This is a genomic window from Mesorhizobium sp. WSM4841 (assembly GCF_055811515.1).
The window spans coordinates 1-25,481 of record NZ_JBVVQC010000020.1; the positions used below are offsets into that span (position 1 = coordinate 1).

General features: G+C 61.4%; 26 protein-coding genes and 1 pseudogene. 8 read left to right on the top strand and 19 right to left on the bottom strand.

Going from position 1 to position 25,481, the window contains the following annotated elements:
* The 3 genes and pseudogenes from groEL to AC0L14_RS21745 all read left to right on the top strand — a co-directional run.
* Positions 1-201 (top strand): annotated as a pseudogene (gene groEL / locus AC0L14_RS21735) (chaperonin GroEL); the annotation flags it as partial.
* Between the two features lie 122 nt (positions 202-323).
* On the top strand, positions 324-1,100 hold the full coding sequence (locus AC0L14_RS21740) for a sulfite exporter TauE/SafE family protein (RefSeq protein ID WP_473750697.1): 777 nt from the start codon (positions 324-326) through the stop codon (positions 1,098-1,100).
* A gap of 340 nt (positions 1,101-1,440) precedes the next feature.
* Entirely contained in the window at positions 1,441-1,665 is a 225-nt protein-coding gene (locus tag AC0L14_RS21745) for a hypothetical protein (RefSeq protein ID WP_473750698.1), read from the top strand.
* Positions 1,666-1,750: 85 nt separating this feature from the next.
* On the opposite strand, the gene AC0L14_RS21750 is transcribed toward AC0L14_RS21745, so the two are convergent.
* The 9 genes from AC0L14_RS21750 to ccoN form a co-directional block, all read right to left on the bottom strand.
* On the bottom strand, positions 1,751-1,927 hold the full coding sequence (locus AC0L14_RS21750) for a DUF3363 domain-containing protein (protein ID WP_473750699.1): 177 nt from the start codon (positions 1,925-1,927) through the stop codon (positions 1,751-1,753).
* A 214-nt stretch (positions 1,928-2,141) separates the two neighbouring features.
* Positions 2,142-2,297: a cbb3-type cytochrome oxidase assembly protein CcoS gene (gene ccoS / locus AC0L14_RS21755; RefSeq protein WP_473750700.1), complete on the bottom strand. Its 156-nt coding sequence runs from the start codon at positions 2,295-2,297 to the stop codon at positions 2,142-2,144.
* Positions 2,294-4,573 carry a cation-translocating P-type ATPase gene (locus AC0L14_RS21760; protein WP_473750701.1) on the bottom strand — a complete coding sequence of 760 codons (2,280 nt, stop codon included), beginning with the start codon at positions 4,571-4,573 and terminating at the stop codon, positions 2,294-2,296. Before AC0L14_RS21760 ends, ccoS begins: the two co-directional genes overlap by 4 nt.
* On the bottom strand, positions 4,570-5,067 hold the full coding sequence (locus AC0L14_RS21765) for a FixH family protein (protein WP_473750702.1): 498 nt from the start codon (positions 5,065-5,067) through the stop codon (positions 4,570-4,572). Before AC0L14_RS21765 ends, AC0L14_RS21760 begins: the two co-directional genes overlap by 4 nt.
* On the bottom strand, positions 5,064-6,623 hold the full coding sequence (gene ccoG / locus AC0L14_RS21770; RefSeq protein ID WP_473750703.1) for a cytochrome c oxidase accessory protein CcoG: 1,560 nt from the start codon (positions 6,621-6,623) through the stop codon (positions 5,064-5,066). Before ccoG ends, AC0L14_RS21765 begins: the two co-directional genes overlap by 4 nt.
* Positions 6,624-6,833: 210 nt before the next feature.
* Complete coding sequence (gene ccoP / locus AC0L14_RS21775) at positions 6,834-7,697, bottom strand: cytochrome-c oxidase, cbb3-type subunit III (protein ID WP_473750704.1); 864 nt, start codon at positions 7,695-7,697, stop codon at positions 6,834-6,836.
* Between the two features lie 2 nt (positions 7,698-7,699).
* Positions 7,700-7,849, bottom strand: coding sequence for a cbb3-type cytochrome c oxidase subunit 3 (locus tag AC0L14_RS21780; protein WP_473750705.1), 150 nt, complete (start codon positions 7,847-7,849; stop codon positions 7,700-7,702).
* Between the two features lie 10 nt (positions 7,850-7,859).
* Positions 7,860-8,591, bottom strand: a complete 732-nt coding sequence (gene ccoO / locus AC0L14_RS21785; RefSeq protein WP_473750706.1) for a cytochrome-c oxidase, cbb3-type subunit II — start codon at positions 8,589-8,591, stop codon at positions 7,860-7,862.
* Positions 8,592-8,602: 11 nt separating this feature from the next.
* Positions 8,603-10,213 carry a cytochrome-c oxidase, cbb3-type subunit I gene (gene ccoN / locus AC0L14_RS21790; RefSeq protein WP_473750707.1) on the bottom strand — a complete coding sequence of 537 codons (1,611 nt, stop codon included), beginning with the start codon at positions 10,211-10,213 and terminating at the stop codon, positions 8,603-8,605.
* A 129-nt stretch (positions 10,214-10,342) separates the two neighbouring features.
* On the opposite strand from ccoN, the gene AC0L14_RS21795 reads away from it, so the two are divergent.
* A complete protein-coding gene (locus tag AC0L14_RS21795) occupies positions 10,343-10,882 on the top strand; it encodes a hemerythrin domain-containing protein (RefSeq protein ID WP_473750769.1) in 540 nt (179 codons plus the stop codon).
* 3 nt (positions 10,883-10,885) lie between these two features.
* On the opposite strand, the gene AC0L14_RS21800 is transcribed toward AC0L14_RS21795, so the two are convergent.
* Positions 10,886-11,641, bottom strand: a complete 756-nt coding sequence (locus AC0L14_RS21800; protein WP_473750709.1) for a Crp/Fnr family transcriptional regulator — start codon at positions 11,639-11,641, stop codon at positions 10,886-10,888.
* Positions 11,642-11,798: 157 nt separating this feature from the next.
* On the opposite strand from AC0L14_RS21800, the gene hemN reads away from it, so the two are divergent.
* Entirely contained in the window at positions 11,799-13,148 is a 1,350-nt protein-coding gene (hemN, locus tag AC0L14_RS21805) for an oxygen-independent coproporphyrinogen III oxidase (RefSeq protein WP_473750710.1), read from the top strand.
* Between the two features lie 539 nt (positions 13,149-13,687).
* Here hemN and AC0L14_RS21810 read toward each other — a convergent pair.
* A complete protein-coding gene (locus AC0L14_RS21810; protein ID WP_473750711.1) occupies positions 13,688-13,954 on the bottom strand; it encodes a DUF2274 domain-containing protein in 267 nt (88 codons plus the stop codon).
* A gap of 54 nt (positions 13,955-14,008) precedes the next feature.
* Between AC0L14_RS21810 and AC0L14_RS21815 the strand changes: the two genes are divergently transcribed.
* Genes AC0L14_RS21815 through AC0L14_RS21825 form a run of 3 tightly spaced genes read left to right on the top strand, consistent with a single transcriptional unit; the run spans position 14,009 to position 17,288 of the window.
* Positions 14,009-15,358 carry a tyrosine-type recombinase/integrase gene (locus AC0L14_RS21815; protein WP_473750713.1) on the top strand — a complete coding sequence of 450 codons (1,350 nt, stop codon included), beginning with the start codon at positions 14,009-14,011 and terminating at the stop codon, positions 15,356-15,358.
* Positions 15,355-16,290: a tyrosine-type recombinase/integrase gene (locus AC0L14_RS21820; protein ID WP_473750714.1), complete on the top strand. Its 936-nt coding sequence runs from the start codon at positions 15,355-15,357 to the stop codon at positions 16,288-16,290. Before AC0L14_RS21815 ends, AC0L14_RS21820 begins: the two co-directional genes overlap by 4 nt.
* On the top strand, positions 16,287-17,288 hold the full coding sequence (locus AC0L14_RS21825; protein ID WP_027056295.1) for a tyrosine-type recombinase/integrase: 1,002 nt from the start codon (positions 16,287-16,289) through the stop codon (positions 17,286-17,288). The genes AC0L14_RS21820 and AC0L14_RS21825 overlap by 4 nt, the downstream gene beginning before the upstream one ends.
* Positions 17,289-17,408: 120 nt before the next feature.
* Here the strand turns inward: AC0L14_RS21825 and AC0L14_RS21830 are convergent, their stop codons facing one another.
* The 8 genes from AC0L14_RS21830 to AC0L14_RS21865 are packed head-to-tail and all read right to left on the bottom strand — an operon-like array spanning position 17,409 to position 25,474.
* A complete protein-coding gene (locus AC0L14_RS21830; RefSeq protein WP_473750716.1) occupies positions 17,409-18,611 on the bottom strand; it encodes a TraB/TrbI/VirB10 family type IV secretion system protein in 1,203 nt (400 codons plus the stop codon).
* Positions 18,612-18,622: 11 nt separating this feature from the next.
* Complete coding sequence (gene trbG, locus AC0L14_RS21835; RefSeq protein ID WP_473750717.1) at positions 18,623-19,651, bottom strand: P-type conjugative transfer protein TrbG; 1,029 nt, start codon at positions 19,649-19,651, stop codon at positions 18,623-18,625.
* Positions 19,648-20,373 carry a conjugal transfer protein TrbF gene (trbF, locus tag AC0L14_RS21840; protein WP_010914023.1) on the bottom strand — a complete coding sequence of 242 codons (726 nt, stop codon included), beginning with the start codon at positions 20,371-20,373 and terminating at the stop codon, positions 19,648-19,650. Before trbF ends, trbG begins: the two co-directional genes overlap by 4 nt.
* Entirely contained in the window at positions 20,374-21,696 is a 1,323-nt protein-coding gene (gene trbL, locus AC0L14_RS21845; RefSeq protein WP_473750718.1) for a P-type conjugative transfer protein TrbL, read from the bottom strand.
* Between the two features lie 31 nt (positions 21,697-21,727).
* Positions 21,728-22,453 carry a P-type conjugative transfer protein TrbJ gene (gene trbJ / locus AC0L14_RS21850; RefSeq protein WP_065004902.1) on the bottom strand — a complete coding sequence of 242 codons (726 nt, stop codon included), beginning with the start codon at positions 22,451-22,453 and terminating at the stop codon, positions 21,728-21,730.
* Positions 22,450-24,900, bottom strand: a complete 2,451-nt coding sequence (trbE, locus tag AC0L14_RS21855) for a conjugal transfer protein TrbE (RefSeq protein ID WP_473750719.1) — start codon at positions 24,898-24,900, stop codon at positions 22,450-22,452. Before trbE ends, trbJ begins: the two co-directional genes overlap by 4 nt.
* Positions 24,894-25,166: a VirB3 family type IV secretion system protein gene (locus AC0L14_RS21860; RefSeq protein WP_006329217.1), complete on the bottom strand. Its 273-nt coding sequence runs from the start codon at positions 25,164-25,166 to the stop codon at positions 24,894-24,896. Before AC0L14_RS21860 ends, trbE begins: the two co-directional genes overlap by 7 nt.
* Positions 25,166-25,474: a TrbC/VirB2 family type IV secretion system protein gene (locus tag AC0L14_RS21865; RefSeq protein WP_010914020.1), complete on the bottom strand. Its 309-nt coding sequence runs from the start codon at positions 25,472-25,474 to the stop codon at positions 25,166-25,168. The genes AC0L14_RS21860 and AC0L14_RS21865 overlap by 1 nt, the downstream gene beginning before the upstream one ends.
* Positions 25,475-25,481 lie beyond the last annotated feature (7 nt).

Consider the following 25,481-nt stretch of genomic DNA (forward strand, 5'->3'; position numbering starts at 1 on the left):
TATGGCGACATGATCGCCATGGGTATCGTCGATCCGGTCAAGGTCGTGCGCACGGCTCTCCAGGACGCGGCCTCGGTTGCCGGCCTGCTGGTCACCACCGAAGCCATGATCGCCGAGGCTCCGAAGAAGGAGTCGGCTGGCGGCGGCATGCCTGGCGGTATGCCTGGCGGCATGGGTGGTATGGGCGGTATGGATTTCTAAGGTCCACGCACCTCAACAATCTCGAGGGGCGGCAGCGATGCCGCCCTTTTCTCTGACGCGGAGCCAAGCCCGATCGCCCATCCACAAGGCTACATACGGCGGCACTTTCACGGCGGACACCAATGACTGACTTCATTCTGTTCGCCATGGTCGGCTTCCTCGCCCAGGCGGTTGACGGCGCATTAGGCATGGCCTATGGCGCGATCTCCTCCACCGTGCTGCTCTCCTTCGGTGTTCCGCCGGCGCAGGCTTCCGCAGCGGTGCACGCGGCGGAAATATTCACCACGGCCGCTTCCGGCACGGCGCACCACTACCACCGCAATATCGACTGGAAGCTGTTCTGGCGGCTTGCACCGTTCGGCATTCTCGGCGGATGCCTCGGAGCCTTCGTGCTGACCTCGTTCGACAGCGACATAGTGAAACCCTATGTTACGACCTATCTCGCTGTGATCGGGCTCTGGTTGTTCCTCCGGTCGTTCCGCAAGATCCCCAGCAATCCGGTTCCTACCCGCCTTGTGGCGCCGCTGGCCACCGTCGGCGGCTTCCTCGACGCGGCAGGTGGCGGCGGATGGGGTCCTATGGTCGTGACCGGGATGCTCGGCGCCGGCGCGCCGCCCCGCTACGTGATCGGTACTGTCAATGCGGCCGAGTTCCTGATCACGCTTTCGGTGTCCATTACCTTCATCGTCGCGCTCTTCACTGGGCACTGGCAGGAAGCGGGGGCGCTGTCGACACGTGCAAGCTCGGTGCTGGGGCTGATCGTGGGCGGCATAGTCGCCGCTCCGCTTGCCGCATGGATGCTCAAGGCGATCGCCGAGCGCACGCTTTTGCGCCTCGTCGGCTGCCTGATCATGCTGCTCGCTTTGTTCCAGACCGCGCAACAACTGGGATTCGTCTGACCTGAGCAAGCGGACTGCCCTTCTAAGGCTGCGCTTTTCCTGCTTGCCATTGTTGTCTTTTTCGGCGCGGGATTTGGAGTTGCTATGCTAAATCAACGCTTGTCTTCCGCACATCCAGCGGCGATGTTCATGTGTTCTCGTCATTTGACAAAGTGCTCATAGCGCAGATCAAAGGGGCAATCGAACAGGCATTCAGCAACCGAGGAAGCCCACAATCGGGATGAAGCCGATCTTCGTTCTGCCACCGTGCGTCATGAACAACAGCGCGCCGGTCTGATCCGACGCAGTTTTCCTGGAGTGGGATTGCCACTACAATCTGATTGTAGAGCGAAATGAAGTGATGTCGGACATTCGCCCCAACAAATTCAACGACGTCGCGCTCTGGGATGAGGCTGATGCTGAAACAGTGGCTGAGAAGATTACCGACCTCTATGGATCGTATGCGATCACTGCCGCCGCTCATTGCGCACTAGATGCGCACTTTGACGGCAGAGAGCGCGACTATCATTTTTGGTTCAACGTCTTCTCGCTGCTGGGAGGGGCTGGGGGCGTGAGTCGAAATTGAGGAGCTTCGCCACACCGTGACATTTCTCGACGAGTTGCTTCGCAAATATCGCGAAGACACGCTGTTTCGTCGTCTGGCAATCAGATCACGCGACAGGCTCGGCCGTGGCCCGCCGACGTTCGGAATCGGCGACACGGTCGAGATGGTCCGGCGGATGAGTCCAAGTGCCGTCCGCTTCGCGCGCTACGCCGCCGGTCGCGCGGCGGATCGATTCCAGCCGCCGCACGGGTTTCGGCGAAGCGTTCGGTGGCGGACCGGTCATGCCTCAAATGAATGTCGATGTTGCAGCGCCGGCCATGGGCGGCCGCGACATTGGCCGCGTCTATGTTGGGGCGGAAACGGCGACGCAGTCCTTCGAGCGACGGGGCTTTTCACAAATCTACGTCAAGCGTGGCTTAGCTGATTGCGGAGCCTCAATTGTTATTCCGAGTCGGCTGACGGCTGGCATGCGCACAGCGTCGGGACAGCGATCTGGCTCAGCGTCCCGGCTTGTCGTCCCGGTCGATGAGGATGCGCTCAACGGCTCCATCAAGATCCTCATATTGGCCACTTCTCAACGCCCATAGAAAGCCAGACAGCCCCAGTGCGCCAAAAATTAGGGCGACTGGTATGAGGTAGACGAGTGTCGTCATGACGGCCGCGCTGATGAGCGAATGCCGGAACGCGTTGCCGAAGAAGCGCTCGTCAGCGCGGCGAGCACAAAGCCCTGCAGCCGCAGCGCGTTTCCGATCACCAGCAGCGACGAGGCGGACATCGCGATCGCGGCGATCAACGGCGTGACATGCCCCAGAATGGCGATCGGCACGGCAACGGCGTTGTAGATGATCGCGATGGCTATGTTCTGGCGGATCAGCCGCCCTGCCTTCCGCGAGACGTCCAGCGCAAGGGGTACTGCCGAAAGGCTTTCACGCAGGAACACGAAATCCGCGGCGTTGCGGCCAATGTCGGCGGCGGTGGCTGGAGCGATCGAGACATGTGCCGCGCCCAGCGCGGGTGTATCGTTGAGCCCGTCGCCAACCATCAGAACCCTGTGGCCGGCTCGCGCCAGCGCTTCGATGCGTTCGACCTTGCCGGAGGGAAGCAGCGCTGGAACAAAGCGGTAGATACCCAACATTTCCGCGACTTCGCCACAGGCGGCAGCGGTGTCGCCCGACAGCATTTCCACCGACACTTGAGCATCATTCAGCTGCGCTAGGGCGGCCCCGGCATCGGCACGCAGCGCATCCTCGAAAACGAAGGACGCGACAATGATCCCATCTTTCGTCAGGACTGTTCCGCCATGCCCGCTTTCGCCACCGGTTCGAGCCTTCCACCCGGCCCAGCCGCGCCGGCCAAGCCGCCAGGTGCTGCCCGCGGCGGTGGCTTCGATCCCGAAGCCGGGGTGCTCGCTGACGGACTCCAGTTTCGGCTGACCGGCAAAGCCCGTAGAGCCGGCTATCGCTCTCGAAAACGGATGACGGGAATGCGCGGCCATCGCGGCTGCGATTGCCAGCATGGCCGGATCGATGGACGCCGCGTTGACGAGCCGGGGCTGTCCGAGCGTAAGCGTTCCAGTCTTGTCGAACACCGCCGTATCGATCGCCGCCAGGCGCTCCATGGCCGAACCGTCCTTGACCATGACGCCGCTTTCAAACAGACGCCGCGCCGCGACCACCTGCACGATCGGCACGGCGAGGCCGAGCGCACATGGGCACGTGATGATGAGAACGGCGATGGCGATCGTCATTGCCCGGTGCCAGTCGCCGGTGGCCGCCATCCAGCCAAGGAACGTCATGAAGGCGGTCAGATGGACGACCGGAGCATAGAGCGCTGAAACGCGGTCGGCGATACGGCGATAATGCGCACGACCGCCCTCGGCGGCTTCCATGAGCCGAACCATTTCGGCCAGGAAGGAATCCTTCGCGGCGGCCGTGGCCTCGATGGTCAGCGGGCCGGTGATATTGAGCGTGCCGGCCTGCGCGGTTTCCCCCGACGTCACGGTTCTAGGCGTGCTCTCACCGGAAACCAGAGAACAGTCGAGATCTGAAGAGCCTTGAATGATCTTGCCGTCGACGGGAATCCTCTCGCCGGCCGCGATCAGCAGATGCATGCCTGGTTCGATCTCGTCAACCGGCAGATAATCGCGCGAACCGTCGCCGCGCAGCACCATGGCGCCACGCGCTGCCAGCCGTGACAGGCCGTTGACCGCGGTCCGGGCACGCTCCCGCATCACGTGATCCAGTGTGCGGCCGATCAACAGGAAGAACAGCAGCGATACCGACGCGTCGAAATAAGCGTGGTCGCCATGGTTGATGGTTTCGTAGAGGCTCATCGCGTAGGCAAGCGAGACTCCAACCGCAATCGGCACGTCCATGTTCATGCGGCCGTGGCTCAACGCATTCCAGGCCGAGCGGAAATAGATGCCGCCGGCGAAGGCGAGTGCCGGGATGGCGATCAGCGCCGAGACCCAATGGAACAGGTCTCGGGTCGCGCCTTCAGCGCCGGACCAGACCGAGACCGAAAGCAGCATGATGTTGCCTGCCGCAAAGCCGGCGACCGCCACGGCCCGGATCAGCTCCGAAAGCGTTTTATCCTTCTCGCCAATCTCGGGGTCGAACAGATGCGCCGGGTAGCCTAGCCGTCCAAGTGCGGCGACGAATGGCGGAACCTGATCCCCACGCCACCGGACGGATACCCGTTTCGTCGACAGGTTGACACGAGCGCCCTCGACGCGATCGAGGCTTCCGAGAGCCGTCTCGATCGTCTGGATGCAAGCTGCGCAGTGAACCGTCGGTACTGACAGATCGGTCTGGCGAAGGTCGCCGCCAAGCGAGCGGCTTGCCAGCCTGATCTCCTGGCTCGACGGCAGGGCGGATGTAAACCCGTTCAGATCCAGCGCTATTTCAGCGCCCGGCGCACAGCAGCTCATTGCAGCGCTCCTTGCGAAATCATGATTCGGCGAACGTCGCGATAGGGCTCTGTCAGACCGGCATCGGCGTCGACTTCGACGATCCAGACGCCATCCCTTGGCAAGTGCTGAGCGGCAAATTCCTGGTCCGAGGCGAGGGCGAGAGTGACGGCCTTGTCCCCGGCCTCGTAGGCGGGATGACGAAACAGTATCTTCACGCCATGCAAGGGGACCGGCTTGCCGGTGGCATCGCTTAAGCTATAGCGGACCTCACCCCCAGCGATCGTCAGTTTGCCGGTCCAGCCGAGTGCCGCCTGCGCACGCCCTTCCTCGGCCTTTCGGTTGAATTGCTGGCTTGCCACATAGGTGTTCTCGACGACAAGCCCGGTCCAACTCGTGCTGGCGAGTGTCGCCATCGTCAGATTGACCGCGATGATCACGCCGAAAAAGGCGAGAATGGTGACCAACATGTGCCTGCCGGTGAATTCGCGGGATTTTTGCGTATTGGCGCTCATCTGGCGGCCTCCGGTGCGTTGAAAGTGGCCGTGTATTCGTCCGTTTCGAAGCTCGCCTTGTCCTCGACGCGGAATTTGAACGTTTGCGTTGCGCTTCCAACCTGATCCGCTGGCTGGCGCACGAAAACCTTCAGCGTCTTCAGCCGGTCGGGTTCGGCCGCGACGGCGAAGGACCGGTCTGCGGGAAGATCGACACCAACGACGCTCATTTCGGCTCCCCGCAATCCCTGCATCGTGACGACGATCGTTCTCGGCTCGGGGATCATGTTGAGCAGCTTGACGGTATAGCCGTTGCGGATCGAACCGTCGGACAGCGTGACGAATTGCGGGTTGCGGTCGTGCAGAACGTTGACCTCGAGCCGGTCGCGGGTCAGCAGCGAATAGAGCAGCGCAAGGCCGACCGCCGACCACGCGCCCATGTAGATGAAGGTGCGCAGCCGAAGTATCTTGCGGAGATGGAAATGGGCTAGTTTGTCGGAGAAAGCGCCGCCGTCGGTCCGGACGAGCGACGGGTTCACCGAACAGGAGCCGCCTGCGGTCGCCACCGCCATGTTGGCGTTGTAATCGGATAGCGTCGCGTAGGAGATCAGCCCGCGCTCCTTGCCGAGTTTGTCCATGACGCTGTCGCAGGCATCGATGCAGAGCGCGCAAGTGATGCATTCGAGCTGCTGGCCGTCGCGAATATCGATCCCCATCGGGCAGACAGCGACGCAGGCGTTGCAATCGACGCAGTCTCCGACCGGTTGCCCCGCAGCCTGGACCTTCTTTGCATGACGCGACCGAGGTTCGCCGCGCCAGTCGTTGTAGGTCACGGTGAGCGAATTTTCGTCGAGCATGGCCGCCTGGATGCGCGGCCATGGGCACATGTAGGTGCAGACCTGCTCGCGCATCAGCCCGCCGAATGTGTAGGTGGTCGCCGTCAGCACGGCGATGGTGAAGTAGGCCACGGGCGCGGCGGTGCCGGTGAAGACCTCGCCAGCCAGCGTTGGCGCATCGGCGAAATAGAAGATCCAGGCGCCGCCGGTGGCTACCGCTATGACCAGCCAGATGGCGTGCTTGGTTACGCGCAGTACCAGTTTGCGCGCCGTCCATGGGCCGGCGTCGAGTTTCATGCGGGCATTGCGATCGCCTTCGATCGCCCGCTCCACGACTAGGAAAAGATCGACCCATACGGTCTGCGGGCAGGTATAGCCGCACCAGGCGCGGCCAACGGTGGACGTGATCAGGAACAGGCCGATGCCGGCCATCATCAGAAGGCCGGCGACATAGTAGAATTCCTGCGGCCATATCTCGATGAAGAAGAAGTAGAAGCGGCGGTTGGCAAGATCGAGCAGCACAGCCTGGGCCGGCGCGAACGGTCCGCGATCCCAGCGCAGCCACGGCGTCAGGTAGTAGATGCTGAGCGTGATCGCCATCACCAGCCATTTGAAGCGGCGAAAGCTGCCTGAGGCGCGCTTCGGGAAGATCTTCTTGCGCGCGGCATAGAGCGGCTGACGGGTCTTGGCGGAATTTACCGCTTTTGCCTCGAGCCGCTCCATCTGCGTTTTATCCAGCACGTGTATCTCCACTTGCGCGCGGCCCCTGACATCGTTGTGCGATGGACTTGTCTGCTTCGACAGACGTCCGGTCTGCAGTGAGCCCGCTTCGCCGCATGGGGCCGCGCCGCTTGCTGCAGGGTCAATCGCCGCATGCCGGAATGGTGTCGGGGCCCGACTCGTGCCGGGCCCCGTCGCTTGGCGGGGAGGGCCGAGAATAGGCTTCCGTTCCTATTCTCCGCCGCCAAGCGAATGGACATAAACCGCAAGTTCCTTAACCTTGGTCTCGCCGAGACGCCCGATCCAGGCCGGCATGACACCGTGCTTCGGCGCTCGAACTTGGACGGCGACGGCTGTCTCGCCGGATCCGTAGAGCCAGATCGAATCGGTCAGATTGGGCGCGCCGAGTTCTCTGTTGCCTTTCGCGTTATCGCCATGACAGGCGACGCAGTTTTCCGCGAATACCTTGGCGCCGGGCTCGATCAGACTTGCATCCTGGACCTTGCCCGAGAGGCTGGCGACATAGGCGCCAACCTGTGCGATCTGTTTGGGCGTAATGATGTCACCGAAGGGGGGCATTTCCGACTGCCGCGTTTCCGAGTCGGATACGAAACGGATGCCGTGCGCGATCGTTTGCTGGATCTGCTCGGTCGTGCCGCCCCACAGCCAGTCATCGTCGTTCAGGTTTGGAAAACCCTTCGACCCTTGGGCGCCCGAGCCGTGGCATTGCACGCAATTGACCTTGAAGGTAGCTCCGCCCGCCGCTACCGCGAATTCACGCAGCGCGTCGTCGGCTGCAATCTCGGATACGGTCTTCTGCTGGATGGCCGCGACAAACTTGCCCTTGGCAGCTTCGGCAGCCGCCAGCTCATTCTTGACATCGTTGCGGCTGGAATAGCCAAGCACACCCTTGGTCGCGGAAGACAGCATGGGCCAAGCCGGATACGCAATTGTAAAAGCCACTGCCCAACCGATGGTGATGTAGAAGGTTATCACCCACCATCGGGGCAATGGAGTGTTGAGCTCCCTTATCCCGTCCCATTCATGACCGGTCGTTGAGATGCCCGAGACTTCGTCGATGTGCTCACTGCTCATGATCAGTCGCCCTTGAGTGGAATCTGGGCGGCTTGCTCGGCCTGCGTTTTGCCGCCGGGACGCAAGGCAAAGGCAATGCAACCGACGAAGAAGAGCGCTATGGCAAGCAGACCCCAGCTGTCCGCGAATTCCCGCATCAAGTCATAGCTCATTGCGTCCCCCTCAGCGGTAGCCGGCTGCATCGTCATAGGTCTTGAAATCGACCAGTGTTCCCAGCATTTGCAGATAGGCGACGAGGGCATCCATCTCGGTCACCTGCTGCGGATTGCCGTCCAGATCGCCGACCTTGGCTTTCGGATAGCGTTTCTCGAGGCCGGAGGTGTCGGCATTGGGGTCGGCCTGGACCATCAGATCGGCATTGGCGTGCGCGATCATGTCATCGGAGTACGGGACGCCAACACGCGCGTTCGCAACCAGATGCGTCGAGAAGTCCTTCACGTCGATCAGGACGTCCTTCAAGAACGCGTAGCTCGGCATGATAGATTCCGGCACCACCGAACGTGGATCGGAAAGATGCCCGACATGCCATGCATTCGAGTAGCGGTCACCGACCCGGGCCAGATCCGGCCCCGTCCGCTTCGAGCCCCACTGAAAGGGGTGGTCGTACATGGACTCGGCCGCCAGGCTGTAGTGGCCGTAGCGCTCGACCTCGTCCCGGAAAGGCCTGATCATCTGGCTATGGCAGAGGTAGCAGCCCTCGCGCACATAGATGTTGCGTCCGGCGAGTTCGAGCGGCGAATACGGCCGCATGCCTTCGACCTTCTCGATCGTGTTGTCGAGATAGAAAAGCGGTGCAATCTCGACGATGCCGCCGACGGTCACGACAAGAAGGGAGCCCACGAGAAGTAGTGTGGCGTTCTTCTCGATGATCGCGTGTTTGTCCATCAAGCCCATTGTCTGACTCCCTATTCGGCAGGCCGAAGGGCGGGCTCGGAACCCGGCATTGGTTGCTCTTCGCGCTGGTGGCCGAGGATGGTCATGGTGATGTTCCAGGCCATGATGAGGGCACCGGAGAGGTACATGGCGCCGCCGATTGTTCGCATGACATAGTAGGGGTGCATGGCGGCGACGGTTTCGGCGAAGGAGTACACGAGGGACCCCTGCTCATCGTATTCGCGCCACATCAGGCCCTGCATGATGCCGGACACCCACATCACCGCGGCGTAGACGACGATGCCCAGCGTCGCCAGCCAGAAATGCCAGGTGACGAGGCGCATCGAATAGAGCCGGTCGCGGTTCCACAGTTTCGGCACCATGTAGTAGATCGCGCCGAACGAGATCATGCCGACCCAGCCAAGCGCACCGGAGTGCACGTGCCCGATGGTCCAGTCCGTGTAGTGCGACAGCGAATTGACCGTTCTGATCGACATAATCGGACCCTCGAAAGTCGACATGCCGTAGAAGGCGACTGCCATCACCATCATGCGGATGATCGGATCGGTGCGTAGCTTGTCCCAGGCGCCCGAAAGCGTCATCAGGCCGTTGATCATGCCGCCCCATGACGGCATCCACAGCATGATCGAAAAGGCCATACCAAGCGTCTGCGCCCAGTCGGGTAAGGCGGTGTAATGCAGGTGGTGCGGGCCGGCCCAGATGTAGAGAAAGATGATCGCCCAGAAGTGGACGATCGACAGCCGGTAGGAATAGACCGGCCGGCTCGCCTGCTTTGGCACGAAATAATACATCATGCCGAGGAACCCGGCGGTGAGGAAGAAGCCGACCGCGTTGTGGCCGTACCACCATTGCGTCAACGCGTCCTGGACGCCGGAAAAGGCGGAGTAACTCTTGGAACCCAAGAGCGAGGCCGGCATCGACAGGTTGTTGACCACGTGCAGCATCGCGATGGTCACGATGAAGGACAGGTAGAACCAGTTGGCGACGTAGATATGCGGTTCCTTGCGCTTGAGGATCGTGCCGAGGAACAGGATGAGATAGGCGACCCAGACGATGGTCAGCCAGATGTCCACATACCATTCCGGTTCGGCGTATTCCCGGCTCTCGGTGATGCCGAGCAGGTAGCCGGTCGCGGCCATGACGATGAACAGCTGGTAACCCCAGAACACAAACCAGGCCAGATTGCCGCCAAACAGCCGGGCGCGGCAGGTGCGCTGCACGACATAGAGCGACGTGCAAAGCATCGCGTTGCCGCCGAAGGCGAAGACGACGCCGGATGTGTGCAGCGGCCGCAGCCGTCCGAAATTGAACCAGGGTTGGATGTTGAGGTGAGGGTAGGCCAGCTGTAACGCGATGATCACACCGACGAGCATGCCGACGACGCCCCAGGATACCGTTGCGATGGCTCCGTAGCGGATCGGGCCATCCATGTAGGCGGAGTTGTCGATCGGAGCCGCCGGCTTGAAATCCCAGTTGCGCAGCAGGATCGCGTTAAAGCCAGCCACGGCGAAGAACAGCACCCACATATGCTGGCGAAAAGGTCCGTCTACGCCGAAGCCGGCAGCCACCACTGCCGCAAAAGCAAACAGGCTTAGAACGACGATCTCCGTGCCGAATTTCATGACATGTCCCCGACCAGGATTCCAATGCGCGGACGCCAAATCCGCGGTGCATTAATTCCGTAGTTGCCGCCCGCTCGCCCTGATCCATGTCAGAGCCGCACGATTTTGCTTCGGGCAGCATCGAGTTCGGTGCAATCAGAAGGTGGCGATTTGAACAAGGAAACGCAGCACGGGCCAACCCGCTCATGGACAAGTGCGGCTTTCTCGCGCCAGGCCGGCACAGAGGCGATTCCGGGCGAGGTCATGAAGCTTGCCCATCGGGAAAAGCTGGAGCTCTGCTTCTCGCTGGAAAGCATTGCCGATGCACTGCCGAACGTCGACCGCCTCAAATGTGTTGGAACGGCCAAGAAGATCGTTCCGCTGCTCCGTGACATTCATGGGTTTGAGGAGAGGGTGATTTTCCCTGCGTATGAGGCGCACTTGACCCCGGCCGAGGCCAAACTTGCCTCTACCAGCCGGTTGCGCATCGAGCACCTTGAGGATCAATGCTTCGCTGGCGAGGTGGCCGAAACGCTCCTAGCGATCGGTCATGGTGATCCGATAGAGAGCGCGGAAGCTGTCGGATTCATGCTACGCGGCTTCTTCGAAGGCTTGCGGCGACACATCGCTTTCGAACGCGAGCATGTCCTGCCGCGGATCGTAATAAGCGACGAAGGCCCCGACGCTTAGGTCTCATTCAAAGGCCGGTTGCCGCGCGCCTCGGCCGCCGCAGCGCTGCTCCAGCCGGCTCATGCTGTCGACCGTTACATGGCGTTTGTTCTCGATCCGAATCACGCCGTCAGCCCGCAATCGCGTAAGCTGGCGGCTCACGGTCTCGTTCGTCAGTCCAAGGAAATCAGAGATGTCGGCACGTGTCAGCGGCAGATCGAAGCATGCCGACCCAGCCGCCGGGTCGATACTGGAATCCATATTCCGGGCGATCATGAGGAGAAAGCTCGCCACCTTCTCCGGTGCGGTCTTGCGCCCGAGAGTCACCATCCATTCAAGTGCCTCGTCGAGTTCGTCCAGCGTCTGCTTGAGCAGGCGATGCTCGAGTCCCGGTGATTCCTTCATTATCCGTTCAACGGCCGCCTTCGGAAACGAGCACAGCGAGACGGAGGTTGCCGCTTCCACATTGATCGTGCTTTTCACCTTAAAGGGCCGTCCCAGAAAATCCGGTGCGAACCGAAGACCGACAATCTGCTGGCGGCCGTCCGAAAGGCACTTCGTCAGCTTCACAACGCCTGAAAGCAAGTTTGAATAGCTGTCGACGGCCTCGGCGTCGGCGATCAGTTCGACCCCCGGCTCGATCTTGTGCCGCGACGAAGTTTTGGCGAGCCCAACCAAATGGTTTGGATCGAGCGCACCGCAGACGCCGCGATGTCGTGCTGCGCAAGACAGGCAAAGAACGGGAATGCCGGAACTGTGAATGTCTTGCCGTACTGTCATTACGCTCGCGCTACCGATCCCAAGTTTCGGCAGGATAGCAAGCGATGGCAGAGAAATCCTTGCGGCAGTTTGTCCGTGCTGGAGGCTGACCGAAATCAGGGCTTTGGCTCTTCGACGCGTCCAGACTTCCGGCGAGGCAAAAACGGCGGACCACCAAATGAGACCGGAATTAGCTGCCAGGCTTGGCGAGAACGTCCCGCGTTATACCAGTTACCCGACCGCGCCGCATTTCCATCCTGGCGTCGACGCTGATGTCTATCGAAGCTGGTTGAAGGCGCTCGAAAGCGGTGACGAGGTCTCGCTCTACCTGCACATCCCTTATTGCGACCGGCTGTGCTGGTTCTGTGCGTGCCATACAAAGCAGACCCGCCGCTACGAGCCGGTGGCTTCGTATCTCCGCTCGCTTCACGCGGAGATCGCGACTGTCGCCGGTCTTGTCGGCGGCAAGGCCCATGTCCGCGCCGTGCATTTCGGCGGCGGCTCGCCGACCATGCTGAAGCCCGAGGATATGATAGCCTTGGGAACTGTCCTGCGGGATAGCTTCGATTTTCTTGCCGATGCGAAGATCAGCGTTGAAATCGAACCCAACGACATGGACGAAGCCCGCCTTGATACACTTGCCGAGATCGGCATGGCGCGGGCGAGCCTCGGCGTTCAGGATTTCGATCCGAAGGTGCAGAAGGCGATCAACCGCGAGCAGAGCTTTTTGCAGACCAAGGCGGTTGTCGACGGCATTCGCTCTCGCGGCGTAGGGTCCGTGAACCTCGATTTGCTTTACGGCCTGCCGCATCAGACCAGGGAGAGCGTCTGTTCCACCGTGGCGCAGGCGCTGACTCTGGAGCCGGACCGGATGGCGCTGTTCGGCTACGCGCATGTGCCCTGGTTCAAGAAGCATCAGACTATGATCGACGAGGCATGGTTGCCGGGTCCGGCCGAACGGTTCGCTCAGTGGCAAATTGCCGCCCGTCTGATCATGGGCGCCGGATACGAGGCGATTGGAATAGACCATTTCGCCAGGCCGGATGATGCGCTTGCAGTCTCGGCTCGCGCGGGAACAATCCGCCGCAATTTCCAGGGCTACACCGAGGATCGCTGCGAAACACTGATCGGGCTCGGGCCGTCATCGATCAGCCGGTTTCGACAGGGCTATTCGCAGAACATGCCGTCGACAGCCGAATATGGACGCATGGTCGAGGGGGGACATCTGGCCGCGGTCCGCGGCATCGCGTTTTCCGAAGATGACCGTGTTCGCGGCTGGATCATCGAGCGCTTGATGTGCGATTTCGGCTTTTCAGCAGCCGATCTGGTGGAACGGTTCGGGGAAGCCGGACAAAAGCTTCTTTTCCAAGCAAGCTCCATCGCCATTGGCGACCCTGCTCGACCGCTTGAACTCCAAGGTGACAGTTACGTCGTATCGGCGGAAAGTCGTCCCTTTGTAAGGAGCATTGCAGCGAAGTTCGACAAATATTTCGAAAGTGGAACGGCCAGGCACTCAGTGGCAGTCTGAGTGCCACAGACGAACGTCACCGTCTTCAGTCGATCGCGAACCTCCTCAAAATCGCCGAAACCAGCAGCTAACAATTCGATAGTGTATATGGCGCCACTTTACGATGCTGTGACGACGCGGGTATTTCCCAAAGGGGGTCGCATGGCAGAGGGCTGGGACCCGCCGGAACCCTGCAGGCAGGGCTCCACTTCGTATCCGCCCAAGCAGGTTGGATTGTTCGGCCCAGTCTTTCACTGAATGTCAGCGACGCACCCCATTGCGGCTTCCGCTACTCAGCGCTGCGGCTCTTGAATGCCCCTTTGAGATGAGCTCATTCTGAGTAACAACCGCACGGCGTTCCCACGTGTCTGAAACCATGCATCAGTGCGGCTAGCACGCCCTGCGCCTGTTCGCGGTTTCCGGGCCGCCCAGGCACTTACTTGACCTCCAGCTTGCTCGAAGTTCGCGCATAGGCCTCACCATGACGGATCGGTAGGCCGCGACCGCCGGGGTATTAGGCAATCGGGCGGCTTGCGCCATTGACCAACTTTGTGCTTCGATTACTCGGAACCTGACACGCGTCGCGATTTCTCTGACATGCCCGCGGCAGGCAAGCTTTCCTTTCTGGCCTTCGCAAACGCTTTGTCACCTTCCAGAAACCCTGCCAGCATGAAAGGTATGAGTTCCGCTACCGTTTCAGACTCGCCATAGGTCTGACGGTAAAGCGCCGCATAGTCCTTGAGTGCTTGGTTCAGGTCGGCGCTAACGGTAATGGTCATCTTCGAAGGTGTCCGGTCTGGAAGTTTTCCAAGTTTCAGATCTACCATGATTACTCCTGTTCAACTTGGGTATGGGCGCAGCACGTGATCATATGCCGCCCTGTGGACTATCCCGAGTTGCGTGCGCATGTGCTTCCTTTCTGTGGTAATATTAGGAGAACCAGTCGGCATAGTTTGGTTCGTCCAGAACCCGCCGACACTGTGTTTCCGATGAACAGAGCAAGTCGAAAGAGGCGCTCTCGGCTTTTGGTCGAGGGTCCGCTGGCTCCCTATTTTGAGCCCTATGCCGAGTATCTTGCCGATCAGGGGTACTCGCAGGTTTCTTATTGGAAGAAAACGTTCCTCATCAATGAGTTCAGCCGATGGCTGGACCGGGAGGGCATCGCGGTCGAGGAGATAACGACCGCACATGAAGAAGCATTCCTGCGTGATCGGGCTCAACTCCGCTGTCTCAAGGGCGGCGACCGCATCACGCTGTCCGGCGTGACGGCCTGGCTTCGTGAAAAAGGCGTTATCGACGGCAGGGCCACGGCTTCGGTCGAGATATCTCCTGTTGACTTGGTCTTGCAGGAATACAGGTCCTACCTGCACGATGAGCGCGGCCTGGCAGCGGCGACCATCGAGAATTACCCCGGATATGTCAGGCGCTTTCTGACGGACATATCCGGCGAGGGCGAACTGCATCTCGCATCCGTGCATGCCAGCCAGATTGCGGACTACATCCGGCGAAATGCGCCGCAGGACCGCACATTCGCTTCGGCAAAGCACATCGTCACGGCACTGCGGTCGTTCTTCCGCTTCGCGCGGTACCGCGACTACATCCATACCGATCTTGCCGCGGCAGTCCCATCCGTTGCCGGATGGTCGATGGCGTCGATTCCGAGAGCGATGCCAGCCGACTGTGTTCGGGTTCTTCTGAACGCGAGCAAGGAATGGCGGGCGCCAGCCGGGTTGCGCAATCGAGCCATCCTGTTGTTGCTCGCGCGGCTCGGGCTGCGCGCAGGAGAGGTTGTCCGGCTTGAACTGGGGGATATCGATTGGGGTGAAGGCTCGCTGAGCGTGCATGGCAAGGGCCGTACGGAACGGCCGTTGCCCTTGCCTCATGACACGGGGCAGGCGATTGCAGCCTATCTGGAGCGCGGACGGCCGGAATCGGCCAGCCGCAGAGTGTTCTTGCGCTCCCGCGCCCCCTTTGAAGGTTTGAGGTCGTCCAGCGACGTAGGCCAGATCGTCGCGCGTGCGATCAGGCGTGCCGGGATTAAGCCCGGTCTCACTGGGTCGCATCAGCTTCGTCATGCGCTTGCCGTCGACATGCTGCGCCAAGGGCTGTCGCTGACGGATATTGGCCAGATGCTGCGGCATCGCAGCCCGGATGCAACGCGGCGATACGCGAAGGTCGATCTGGATGCTTTGCGCAAAGTCGCCCTGCCATGGCCGGGGACTATGCCATGAACAGTTTGCGCGACGGCATTGTCGATTACCTGGAGTTGCGCCGGTCCCTCGGCTTCAAGCTGAAAAAGGACGAGCGGCTGCTCTTGGATTTTGCGCAGTTCATGGAGCGGCGGCGCGCTGCCTGGATCACATCGAAGCTGGCTCTGACCTGGGCGCAACAGCCTGAATCGACCGATCCTAACTACCTCGCCGGACGACTGCGCGCCGTGCGCAGTTTTGCGCGCTACCGTATCGTGACGGACCCGCGCACCGAGATTCCCCCGACGGATTTGCTGCCGCGGCAACGAAGCACCTTCCAGGCTCATATCTTCCGCCAGGAAGAGATAGCCCGCGTTCTCGCCGCCAGCCTGCAACGACGGCGGGGAGCCAAGCCGATCTCGCGCTGGTCGCGCTATACGATCTTCGGCCTGCTGAGTGTCACCGGGATGCGTCTCGGCGAAGTACTGAACCTTGATTTGGAGGACGTCGATCTCGACCACGGTGTCCTGACCATACGCAACACGAAGTTCGGAAAATCCCGCCTGGTCCCAGTCCATGCGACGACCTGCGCTGTCCTCAAGCAGTACCTGGAACAGCGCAATGCGTTCCTGGCGGGACACAGCGCCCGGCCATTCTTCATCTCGCCGCTTGGCCGTCGCATTACGCATTCGGTTTTGGAACTGTCGTTCCGCCGACTGTCCCGGAAACTCGGATTGCGCGGCATCTCGGATGCGACGGGGCCACGTTTGCACGATCTGCGCCACACCATGGCCGTCGAGGTCTTGCGGCAATGCTATTGCGCAGGCGCGGATCCCGAGCGCCGCCTGCCGGCGCTGTCCACCTACCTCGGGCACACCCATCTCAACTACACCTACTGGTATCTGCACCAGAACCCATCTCTCATGCAGCAGGCTGTGACGCGGCTCGAGCATTATTGGGAGGCCTCCACATGACCCTCGCGCTCCCGACCTTCCCGGCGCTCTTGCAACGGTTCTTCACCCAGCGGCTGATGCAGCAGAAGCGGGTCAGCGCGCATACGATCAGATCTTATCGGGACACGTTCAGGCTTCTGCTGCGCTTCGCGCAGAAGCGGTTGCGCACGTCGCCGGATCGCCTGGCATTCGAAATGATCGACGCCCCGTTCATCTCTGCGTTCCTGAACGAGCTCGAGAAGACGCGGAGCGTTGGCGCGCGCACCCGCAATCTTCGCCTCACCGCCATTCGGTCGTTCTTCCGCTTCGCCGCCTATGAAATGCCGACCCACAGCGCTCAAATCCAGCGCGTCCTCGCCATGCCGGCCAAGCGTTTTGATCGCAAGCTGATCGACTTCATGACGCGCCCGGAGGTCGACGCGCTTCTGAACGCGCCGGACAGGAGCACCTGGAAGGGCCGACGGGATCACGCGCTGTTGCTGACGACCTTGCAGACGGGCCTGCGCCTGTCCGAAGTGACCGGCCTGAGACGCCAGGATGTTACGCTGGGCACCGGCGCTCATGTCGAAGTCCTCGGCAAGGGGCGAAAGCAGCGCGCCATCCCACTTTGCAAACCTGTCGCCAAAGTCCTCGAAGCATGGCTCGATGAAACAAGCGCCGCCGAAGACGGCATTGTCTTTCCAAGCATGCGCGGCGGGCGATTGAGTGCGGACGCCGTGGAGCGCCTGCTGACAAAGCATCTGGCCACCGCCAGCGGAGTCTGTGCCTCGCTGAGGAAGAAGCACATCACATTCCACTGCTTGCGCCACACGACGGCGATGGACCTGTTGCATGCCGGGGTGGAGCAAACCGTTATCGCGTTGTGGCTGGGGCATGAATCCATTGAAACCACCCAAATCTATCTCGATGCGGATCTGGCCCTGAAGGAAAAGATCCTCGCAAAAACCATCCCCTTTGACAGCAAGCCGGGCAAGTTCCGTCCCGATGACCGGCTGCTGACGTTCCTCAACCAGCTATAGAAGGACCAGAACTATGCCGATATTTGGCGCCCCGATCCTCTCGCTTTATTGCCCCTTCGACCACCACCCGCCCACGCAACTCGGGATAGTCCACAGGGCGGCATATGATCTCGTATTCCGCTAGCGGAATACGAGATCCTTGTGTACAATGACGCGTAGGGGCCAACCGGGGCGGACGGTAATGGTGGGTTGAATATTGAGGTTCCTTTCGGTGATGCGCTGGCCGGCTTGACTGATGTTTTGCTGAGTGGATTCCCGGATCGCCTTGACCAGGTCGCTTTCGTTTTCCCCAAAGCTTAACTCGGTACCAACGCCCAATAGCGTCGCGAGAGCAACTCCCTTGATCAGCTGCCAGGTGTGAAAATCGACCTTGTCCTCAAGCCCGGCATAGCCGGCAGTATCCGTCGCTGGCAGATTGTCGATTTCGATCGAGGAACCGTCGGGCAGGATTATTCGCTGCCAGACCAGCAATGCGCGCCTCTGCCCAAAAGCCACGACGCTGTCATAAGTGCCGATGAGGCGTGAGCCTTGCGGAATGAGCACAATGCTGCCGGTGACTGTGTCGTGCACATTCTCGGTGACCTGCGCGACGACAAGGCCAGGCAAGTCGGAATTTATGCCGGTGACGAGACTGGCCGCAATCACGCTGCCGGCCATCAGTTGGTAGGGTGAGGCCGGCGTCTGCAGCGCGTGCTGATTGTAGATCCCGCTTGTGTTCCGCTGACTGATAAAATCGAGCTTGCGCTGTTGGTTGTTCTGGTCACCCTCGGCTGGGGCAACGGAAGCTGACGCGCGCGTCGCTCCGGATTGCGGAAGCGCCTCAGACGGCTGCTGCGCACGCGGCCCGTCGCCGGCGACATCTGTCTGTCTGGGTCGATTGTCGATCCGGAATAAGACTTGCGACTCGCGCGCCTCAATTGCTTGCTGGGCAAGGCGCTGCTCCTCGGCGGAGATATCCTGCCCTGGCGCGATGCCGAGCTGACGTTGGCGTTCAAGGATGGGGCGACCGAGGTCGCCGGGCAGTGGCGGTCCGAGCACAGGGGCCTTCGGCATGATCCCGGAATAGTCCTTGGGAAGCGCTTCTAGTCCCTCGGCGGGTGGCTTGCGCTCGGTGTTATAGCGGTCCTTTGCCTGGTGCTTGATACGCCATGCCGGTCCTTGAAGCGCCATCATCGTGACGCCCAGAATGGCACCGGATCCGACTGCAGCGATGGCGACGATCACACCGCGCCTGAATCGGACAGCGCGGCGGGGCGAGGCTCGCAATTGCAGCTGCTCGGGATCGAGTTTCGGCGGCGCATCGGATCGGGAAGTATCGGTCATGAGCGCTCCCCTCACCTGCTGGGCCGCGCAAAGAGCGGAATCCGCCGCGGCGGTTGCCGGCCGTCAGTCCTGGTGATGCGCACCACTTGCTGCTGTTTGGCGCCGAGGCGCAGTTCGGCGGCAGCAAAGAGGCGATCGACGATGTAATAGTTGCCGCGCATACGGAAGTTGACGAGCTGGTCATTGTCATCAGCGCCGACGATGAAGAGAGGAGGCGCTTCACCCTGATCAATGCGACGGGGGAATTCGATATAGACCTTGCTGCCATCGTCGAAAGCGCGCATCGGCCTCCAGGGTGGTGTGTCGCCGGTGATTGAATACCGGAAGCGGATATTCTCGAGCGCCACATTCGAAGCTACCGGCATGGCAGCCTCGGCTTGAGCGTTGCGCTGGCGTAGCGCGATGATCTGGTCCTCGCTATAGGTCCAAGAGATCGCCGCCATTGAGGTTTTCTCGGTGCTTTGAAGCTGCAAATGGTAGGTGCGTCGTTCTGTGGTGATCACCAGATTGGTGTTAAGCCCCGGCGCGAAGGGTTTTACCAGCACATGGGTGCGCTGATTGTCACCGGTGCCGCTGACGGTATCGCCGATCACCCAACGCACCGTGTCGCCGGCCGACACGGCTGTTAGCTTCTCGCCCGGCTGGAGTGCGATATCGGTGACGCGCTCCGGTGCGGCGTAGAGCTGATAGAGCGCGCCATCGGCGAATGGATAAACCTGAACCGCATTCATGTACCCATACCTGGTAGGTTGCTGCGTCGCTGCTTTATTGGCATCGGAGACCCGTTCTTCAGGAGAGCGCTTGTCTTCGGCCACCCTGCCCGGATTGGGCTGTAACTGACCGGGTAGCGGCAGCGGCTTTGGCACCTCGACTATCTTGACCGGCTTCTCCGGCGGCTTCTCGATTGCGGCTGGTTTGAAATCGGCAGCATCATAGGAAATCTCAGGCGGCGGTACCGGCTTCGACGCGCAGGCGGAGAGGACCGCTGTAGAGGCCGACAGGATCAGCACGGCACGGACCGACGACATTCTATTCTTCATTGGTGGACTCCTTTTGGGGAAACGGACGTCGGCGCAGCACTGTCGAGCTCGCGCGACCAATCGATGGCGTTGATGAAGACGCCGAGCGGGTTGTTGCGCAGTTGGTCAGTATTGCTTGGCGGGCGGATCACGATGGTGAGGATCGCGGTCCAGCGCGTCGTGCTGGCAAGGCTGCCGCGCTCAAAAACCTGCTCGGCCCATTTGACCTGGAACGAGCTGTCGGAAGCTCTGACCACGCTGGTCACTTGCACCGACACGCTGCGTGTGCCGATCTGACCGAAAGGATCGTTCGCCTTGGCGTACTCGTTGAGAAAGAGCGCCGCGCGGTCGGTGGCGAAGTCATAGGCCGAAAGCCAGTTCTGCCGCACCAGCACCGGATCGGTGGAAACGGAACGGACATTCTGAATGAAGCGGCCGAGATGCCACGCGATCTGGGCATCGGAGGGCTCGTAGTCCCGGATTGCCGGCGCAACGGCGCGTGCCTCGCCGAAGCCGTCGACCTCGACGACGTAAGGCACGACGCGGCTCTGCATCGACTGCCACACGAGTCCGCCGGAAAGTCCGGCCGCCAAGGTCAGACAGCCAAGAGCCATGAACCGCCAGTTGCGGGCCTGCACTCGAGATGAGCCTATGCGCTCGTCCCAGAGCTGCGCGGCCTTCTGATACGGCGTGACCGGCTCGGGCGTCTTGCCGTAACGTTGAATGGGTCGCTTGAATAGCATTTAGTCGTCCTTGTCATTGAGAGAGGGATTGGCGCTGCCTCCCGGCCTGTCGCCTTCACGGACGGCCTGCATGGCGGCGTGACGGTGGGCACGGGCTGTCTGTTCGGAACGCAGGCGCCTGGCCCAGCCGGGCGCGGCATCAGCGACCGGACCAGTAGGGCTTCCGGTCATGGATGCGGTCGGCGCACCACCGGTCGCGGTCCAGGCAGCTTCGCGCCCGGCATCAACGCTGCGCCCGAAGCCTCCTGCGGCAGATCGTGCCGCCCGCATTGCGGCGCCGCCGGCGGCGCTGGTCACACCATGCATTCCAGCAGCTACACCGGGCAGGCCGGACTCGGGCGATGTTGCGCGCCCCATCTGCCAGGCCGTAGAAGCCGCTGACCCCATGGTCGTGCCGGCACGGAGTGCGGCGAGACCGCTGCCGGTTGCCATGCGCGCGCCGGCAAATGCTGCGCCTGCGGCAACGAGCGATGCACCGGCTGCGGCTGCCGTGGTTCCAAGTGCGGCGCCCGCGCCAAGCTGCGGCGCGCCCGAGACAAGACCGGAGGCTATCCCAGGTCCGAAAATGCCGAGACCAAGGAGCGCCAAGGCGCCCAGGACCTGTGACATGGCGGCGGCCAGATCCGGCTCCTTGCCTTGCAGCGCGGAAGCGAACTCGCCAAAGAGCGTGGAGCCGATGCCGATGATGACGGCCAACACCATCACCTTGATGCCCGACGAGATGACATTGCCGAGCACGCGCTCGGCGAGAAACGCTGACCGGTTCCAAAGCGCGAAGGGCACAAGAATGAATCCGGCCAGAGTGGTGAGTTTGAATTCGAGGATGGTGATGAAGAGTTGGATGGAGAGGATGAAGAAGGCGATGATGACCAGGAACCAGGCCACGAGCAGCACGAAGATGGTGAGCGCGTTGCCGAAGATTTCGGGGAAGCCGAGAAGCTGGCTTGCCTGATCGAGAAGCGGCCAGGCGCCCTCGAAACCGGTTGCGGCAATGCGGCCCGGATGCAGGAGATTGTCGGCAGATAGGTTGCCGGATGACGCATTAATGCCGAGACCGGCAAAAGACCGATAAATGATGTCGGCGAGGTTCTTGAAGTTATTCAAGATGAAGGCAAAGACGCCGACATAGAGCACTTTGCGGATGAGCCGGCCGAATATGTTGGGTTCGCCGCCGAATGCCCAGGCGAGGCCGGCAAGTGTGACGTCGATGCCGATCAGGGTCGTGGTAAGGAAGGCGACATCGCCCGAGAGCAGACCGAACCCGCTATCGATGTAGCGGATGAAGGTCTCCATGAAGCGATCAATGACCCCAAGGTCGTTCATGCCGCCTTCCTCGTCGTCAAGAGATTGGTGATCAGTTGCCGGGATAGGCCGTGCCTGTGCCGAGGAAGCGCTTTGTCGTCTCGCGCGCGGCCTCCTCGGACTGCGCCTTGCGCGCCGCATCCTCGGCCTCAGCGCGGAACTGCGTTGCGAGCAGCGTCTGGATCTGCATCTGCTGCTTGGTCGAAAGCGCAAGGAGCTGGTTAGTGGCCTGACTTGCCTGAAGCGCACCGGCCGCGCCTTGGCTGCGGTTGACGAGATCGGCAAGCAGGTCGCCATCACCGCGAACATTCTCGACGATCTGCGACTGAACACCCATGGTCTGACGGAATGCCTGCATTGCGCTTTGCCAGCGGTCACGTGCGGCGCTCGCCACATCGCTGACCTTGATCGTGGCGTCGTAGCTTTCCGGATATTGATTACGCCACTGGTCCTGAAGCTTGTTGAGATCAAAGCTCAGGCCACTTGCCTGGTCCATCAGACCGTCGATCCGTTGGAGCGAGCCGGTAAGCTGACCCACGGAAGAAAAATCCAGACTCTGAAGATTGCGTGCCATGTTCTGCAGCACGGTCGCCTGGTTCTGGAGCGACTGGATCTGGTTGTTGATCTGCTCCAGCGAGCGCGCCGCCGTGAGCACGTTCTGTGCGTAGTTCGACGGATCGAACACGATAAGCGCGTAGGCCGGCTGCACGTAGTCGGCCATCGGCTTGGCGATCAACGAAAGGGTGATCAGGCCCGAGAGAAAGCGGCGCCGCATCATGACGATTGCTCCTTGGTTGGTTGAGGGAATTGCTGGAGAAGCTCGGCCGCCCAATCCAGGCCGCGGGCGCCGAGGAAGCGAAAGACAAAGCTGTCCTGCCCGTGCTCGGACAGGACCCTGTCGATCAGGCTTTGCGCGGCTGGACCCGAGGCGCCGCAAAGTGCAAGCGCGATGGGGCCGAGCCCGAGCTCGAAGAGACGGTTGCCGCAGCGCGACTGCAAATAGTAGTGCCGCTTCGGCGTGGCCCGGGCGATCAGTTCAATCTGCCGGTCGTTGAGACCGAAGCGCTCATAGGCAGTCCGTGCCTGCGGTTCCACGGCACGATCATTGGGGAGAAAAATGCGCTGTGGGCAGCTCTCGATGATCGCCGGCGCTATTGCAGAGCCGGCGATGTCGGCAAGCGACTGCGTGGCGAAGATCACCGATACGTTCTTCTTTCGCAGCACCTTCAGCCATTCGCGGATGCGGGCAGCAAAAAGCGGATTGTCGAGATAGACCCAGGCCTCATCGAGCATGAGCAGCGTCGGTCGCCCGTCGAACCGCTCCTCAAGGCGATGGAAGAGATAGGTGAGCACAGGCAGCACAGCGCTTTGGCTATGCATCAGCTCCTCGGTCTCGAAGCACTGCACATCCGACAAGGCCAGCCGATCGTCGTCGGCATCGAGCAATCGGCCGAAGGGACCGTCGAGCGTGTAGGGCATTAAGGCGGACTTCAGCGCATTGGACTGAAGCAGGACCGACAGACCGGTCAGCGTGCGCTCCTGCGCCGGCGCGGTGGCGAGGCTGTTGAGCGCCGACCAGATCGCCTCTTTCACCTCCGGCGTGACGGTGACATTCTCATGAGCGATGAGGCCGGCGATCCATTCAGCTGCCCAGCTGCGCGTACCCTGATCACCGATATTGCGCAGCGGCTGGAAGGCAAGAGCATCGTCCGAACCCAACGCATGATGCTGTCCACCCATGGCAAGCGTTGCCGCGCGCGCCGAATTGCCTTTGTCGAAGACATAGACCTGCGCGCCGGCATAGCGACGAAACTGCAGGGCGATCAGGGCAAGCAGCACCGATTTTCCGGCGCCGGTGGGTCCAACGATCAGCATGTGGCCGACATCTTCGACATGGGAAGAAAGCCGGAACGGAGTCGACCCGCTGGTTTCGGCGATGAGGAGCGGCGGGGCCTCTCGTCCAGTGACTTCAGCCAGATGCTCGTTCGCCGCAGGACCGGCCCACACCGAGGAAAGCGGCATGAGATGGGCAAGGTTCAGCGTGTGAACGAGCGGCTGACGAACGTTGGCATAGACATGACCCGGCAGCGAGCCGAGCCAGGCTTCGACCGCATTGACGCTTTCGCGGATGGTGGTGAACCCGAGCCCATTGATGATGCGCTCGACCGCGCGAAGTTTCTCAGCGGCGGCTTGGCGATCCTCGTCCCATACCGTCACCGTTGTAGTGAGATACCCGAAGCCGACATAATCGCCGCCCAAGGCCTGAAGTGCTTCATCGGCATCGAGCGCCTTATTGTCGGCGTCGCTGTCGACGAGCGGAACGGGTTCGTTGCTTACAACCTCGCGCAGGATTGCGACGATCGATTTGCGCTTGGCAAACCACTGCCGGCGCAAGCGGGTCAGCGTCTTGGTGGCCTCGGTCTTGTCGAGCGGAATGAAGCGCGTCATCCAGCGATAGGCGAAATCCTGATGATTGAGGGCATCGAGGATTCCGGGCCGGGTGAGGTTCGGAAAGCCGAGGATGGTAAGTGTGCGAAGATGTTGCTCACCCAGCATCGGCTCCAAGCCGCCGGTAAGCGGCACATCGACCAGGATGCCGTCCAGATACATCGGCGTTTCCGGCACGGCGACCGGATGGCGGCGGGTCGAGATTGTGTCGTGCAGGTATGTCAGCGTCTCGGCGTCATCGAGCAGACGCACTTCGGGCATGAAGCCCGACAGAAGATCCAGCACACGGTCGGTCTCGTCACGGAACCGCGCCATCTCCTGGCGCCAGTCTCTTTCGCCTTCTGAATGATGCGAGTCGACGAGCGCGCTTTCCGCCCGCGCCTGGGCGTCCGGTGGCGGCATGGACAGCAAGGTCAGGTGATAGCGGCTCTCGAAATGCGCGACCTTGCCTTCGAAGGCAGCACGCCGTTCTTCATCAACCAGCCATGACGCCGCGTCCGGGAAACGCGAGGACGGATAGCCCAGCGCTTCGATGCGCTCGGCCTCGAAAAACAATGTCCAGCCGGAGCCAAGGCGTCTAAGCGCATTGTTGGCCCGGGCGCAGATGCCGATGAGTTCGGCTTCGGTCGAGCTTTCCAGATCGGGCCCGCGAAACCGAAGAGTCCGCTGAACGCTGCCGTCCTTGTTGAGCACGATGCCGGGCGCCACCAGTGCTGCCCAGGGCAGATGGTCGGCAAGCCGGTCGGCCTTGCCGCGGTATTCCGAAAGGTTCAGCATGCGAGCCATCCCCTCAGGCGAAGGTGACGGACAAGCACGCTGGCAAAGTCGGGATCGCGCCTTGCGGCAAAGACCGCGAGCGTGTGGCCGCCAAGCCAGAGCACTAGCCCGGCAATCCATTGCTGCAAGCCTAGTCCGATGGCCGCAGCCACCGTGCCGTTGAGGATCGCCACCGCCCGCGGCGCGCCGCCCAGCAGGATCGGTTCAGTCAATGCCCGGTGAACGGGAACCTCGAAGCCCTCGATATGTTGCACTCCGGCGGCCATCAGACGAGCGCCCCGCCGCCGAAGGAGAAGAACGAGAGGAAGAAGCTCGATGCGGCGAAGGCGATCGACAGGCCGAAGACGATCTGAATCAGCCGGCGGAAACCGCCTGCAGTATCGCCGAAGGCAAGGGTCAGGCCGGTGGTGATGATGATGATCACCGCGACGATTTTGGCGACCGGTCCCTGCACCGATTCCAGGATCTGCTGCAGCGGCTGTTCCCAAGGCATGCCGGAGCCGGCAGCGTGCGCCGGAACTGTGAGAAGAAACGCGAGCGCGGCAAACGAAAGAAAGCGGAGCTTCTTGCGCATAAGGGGG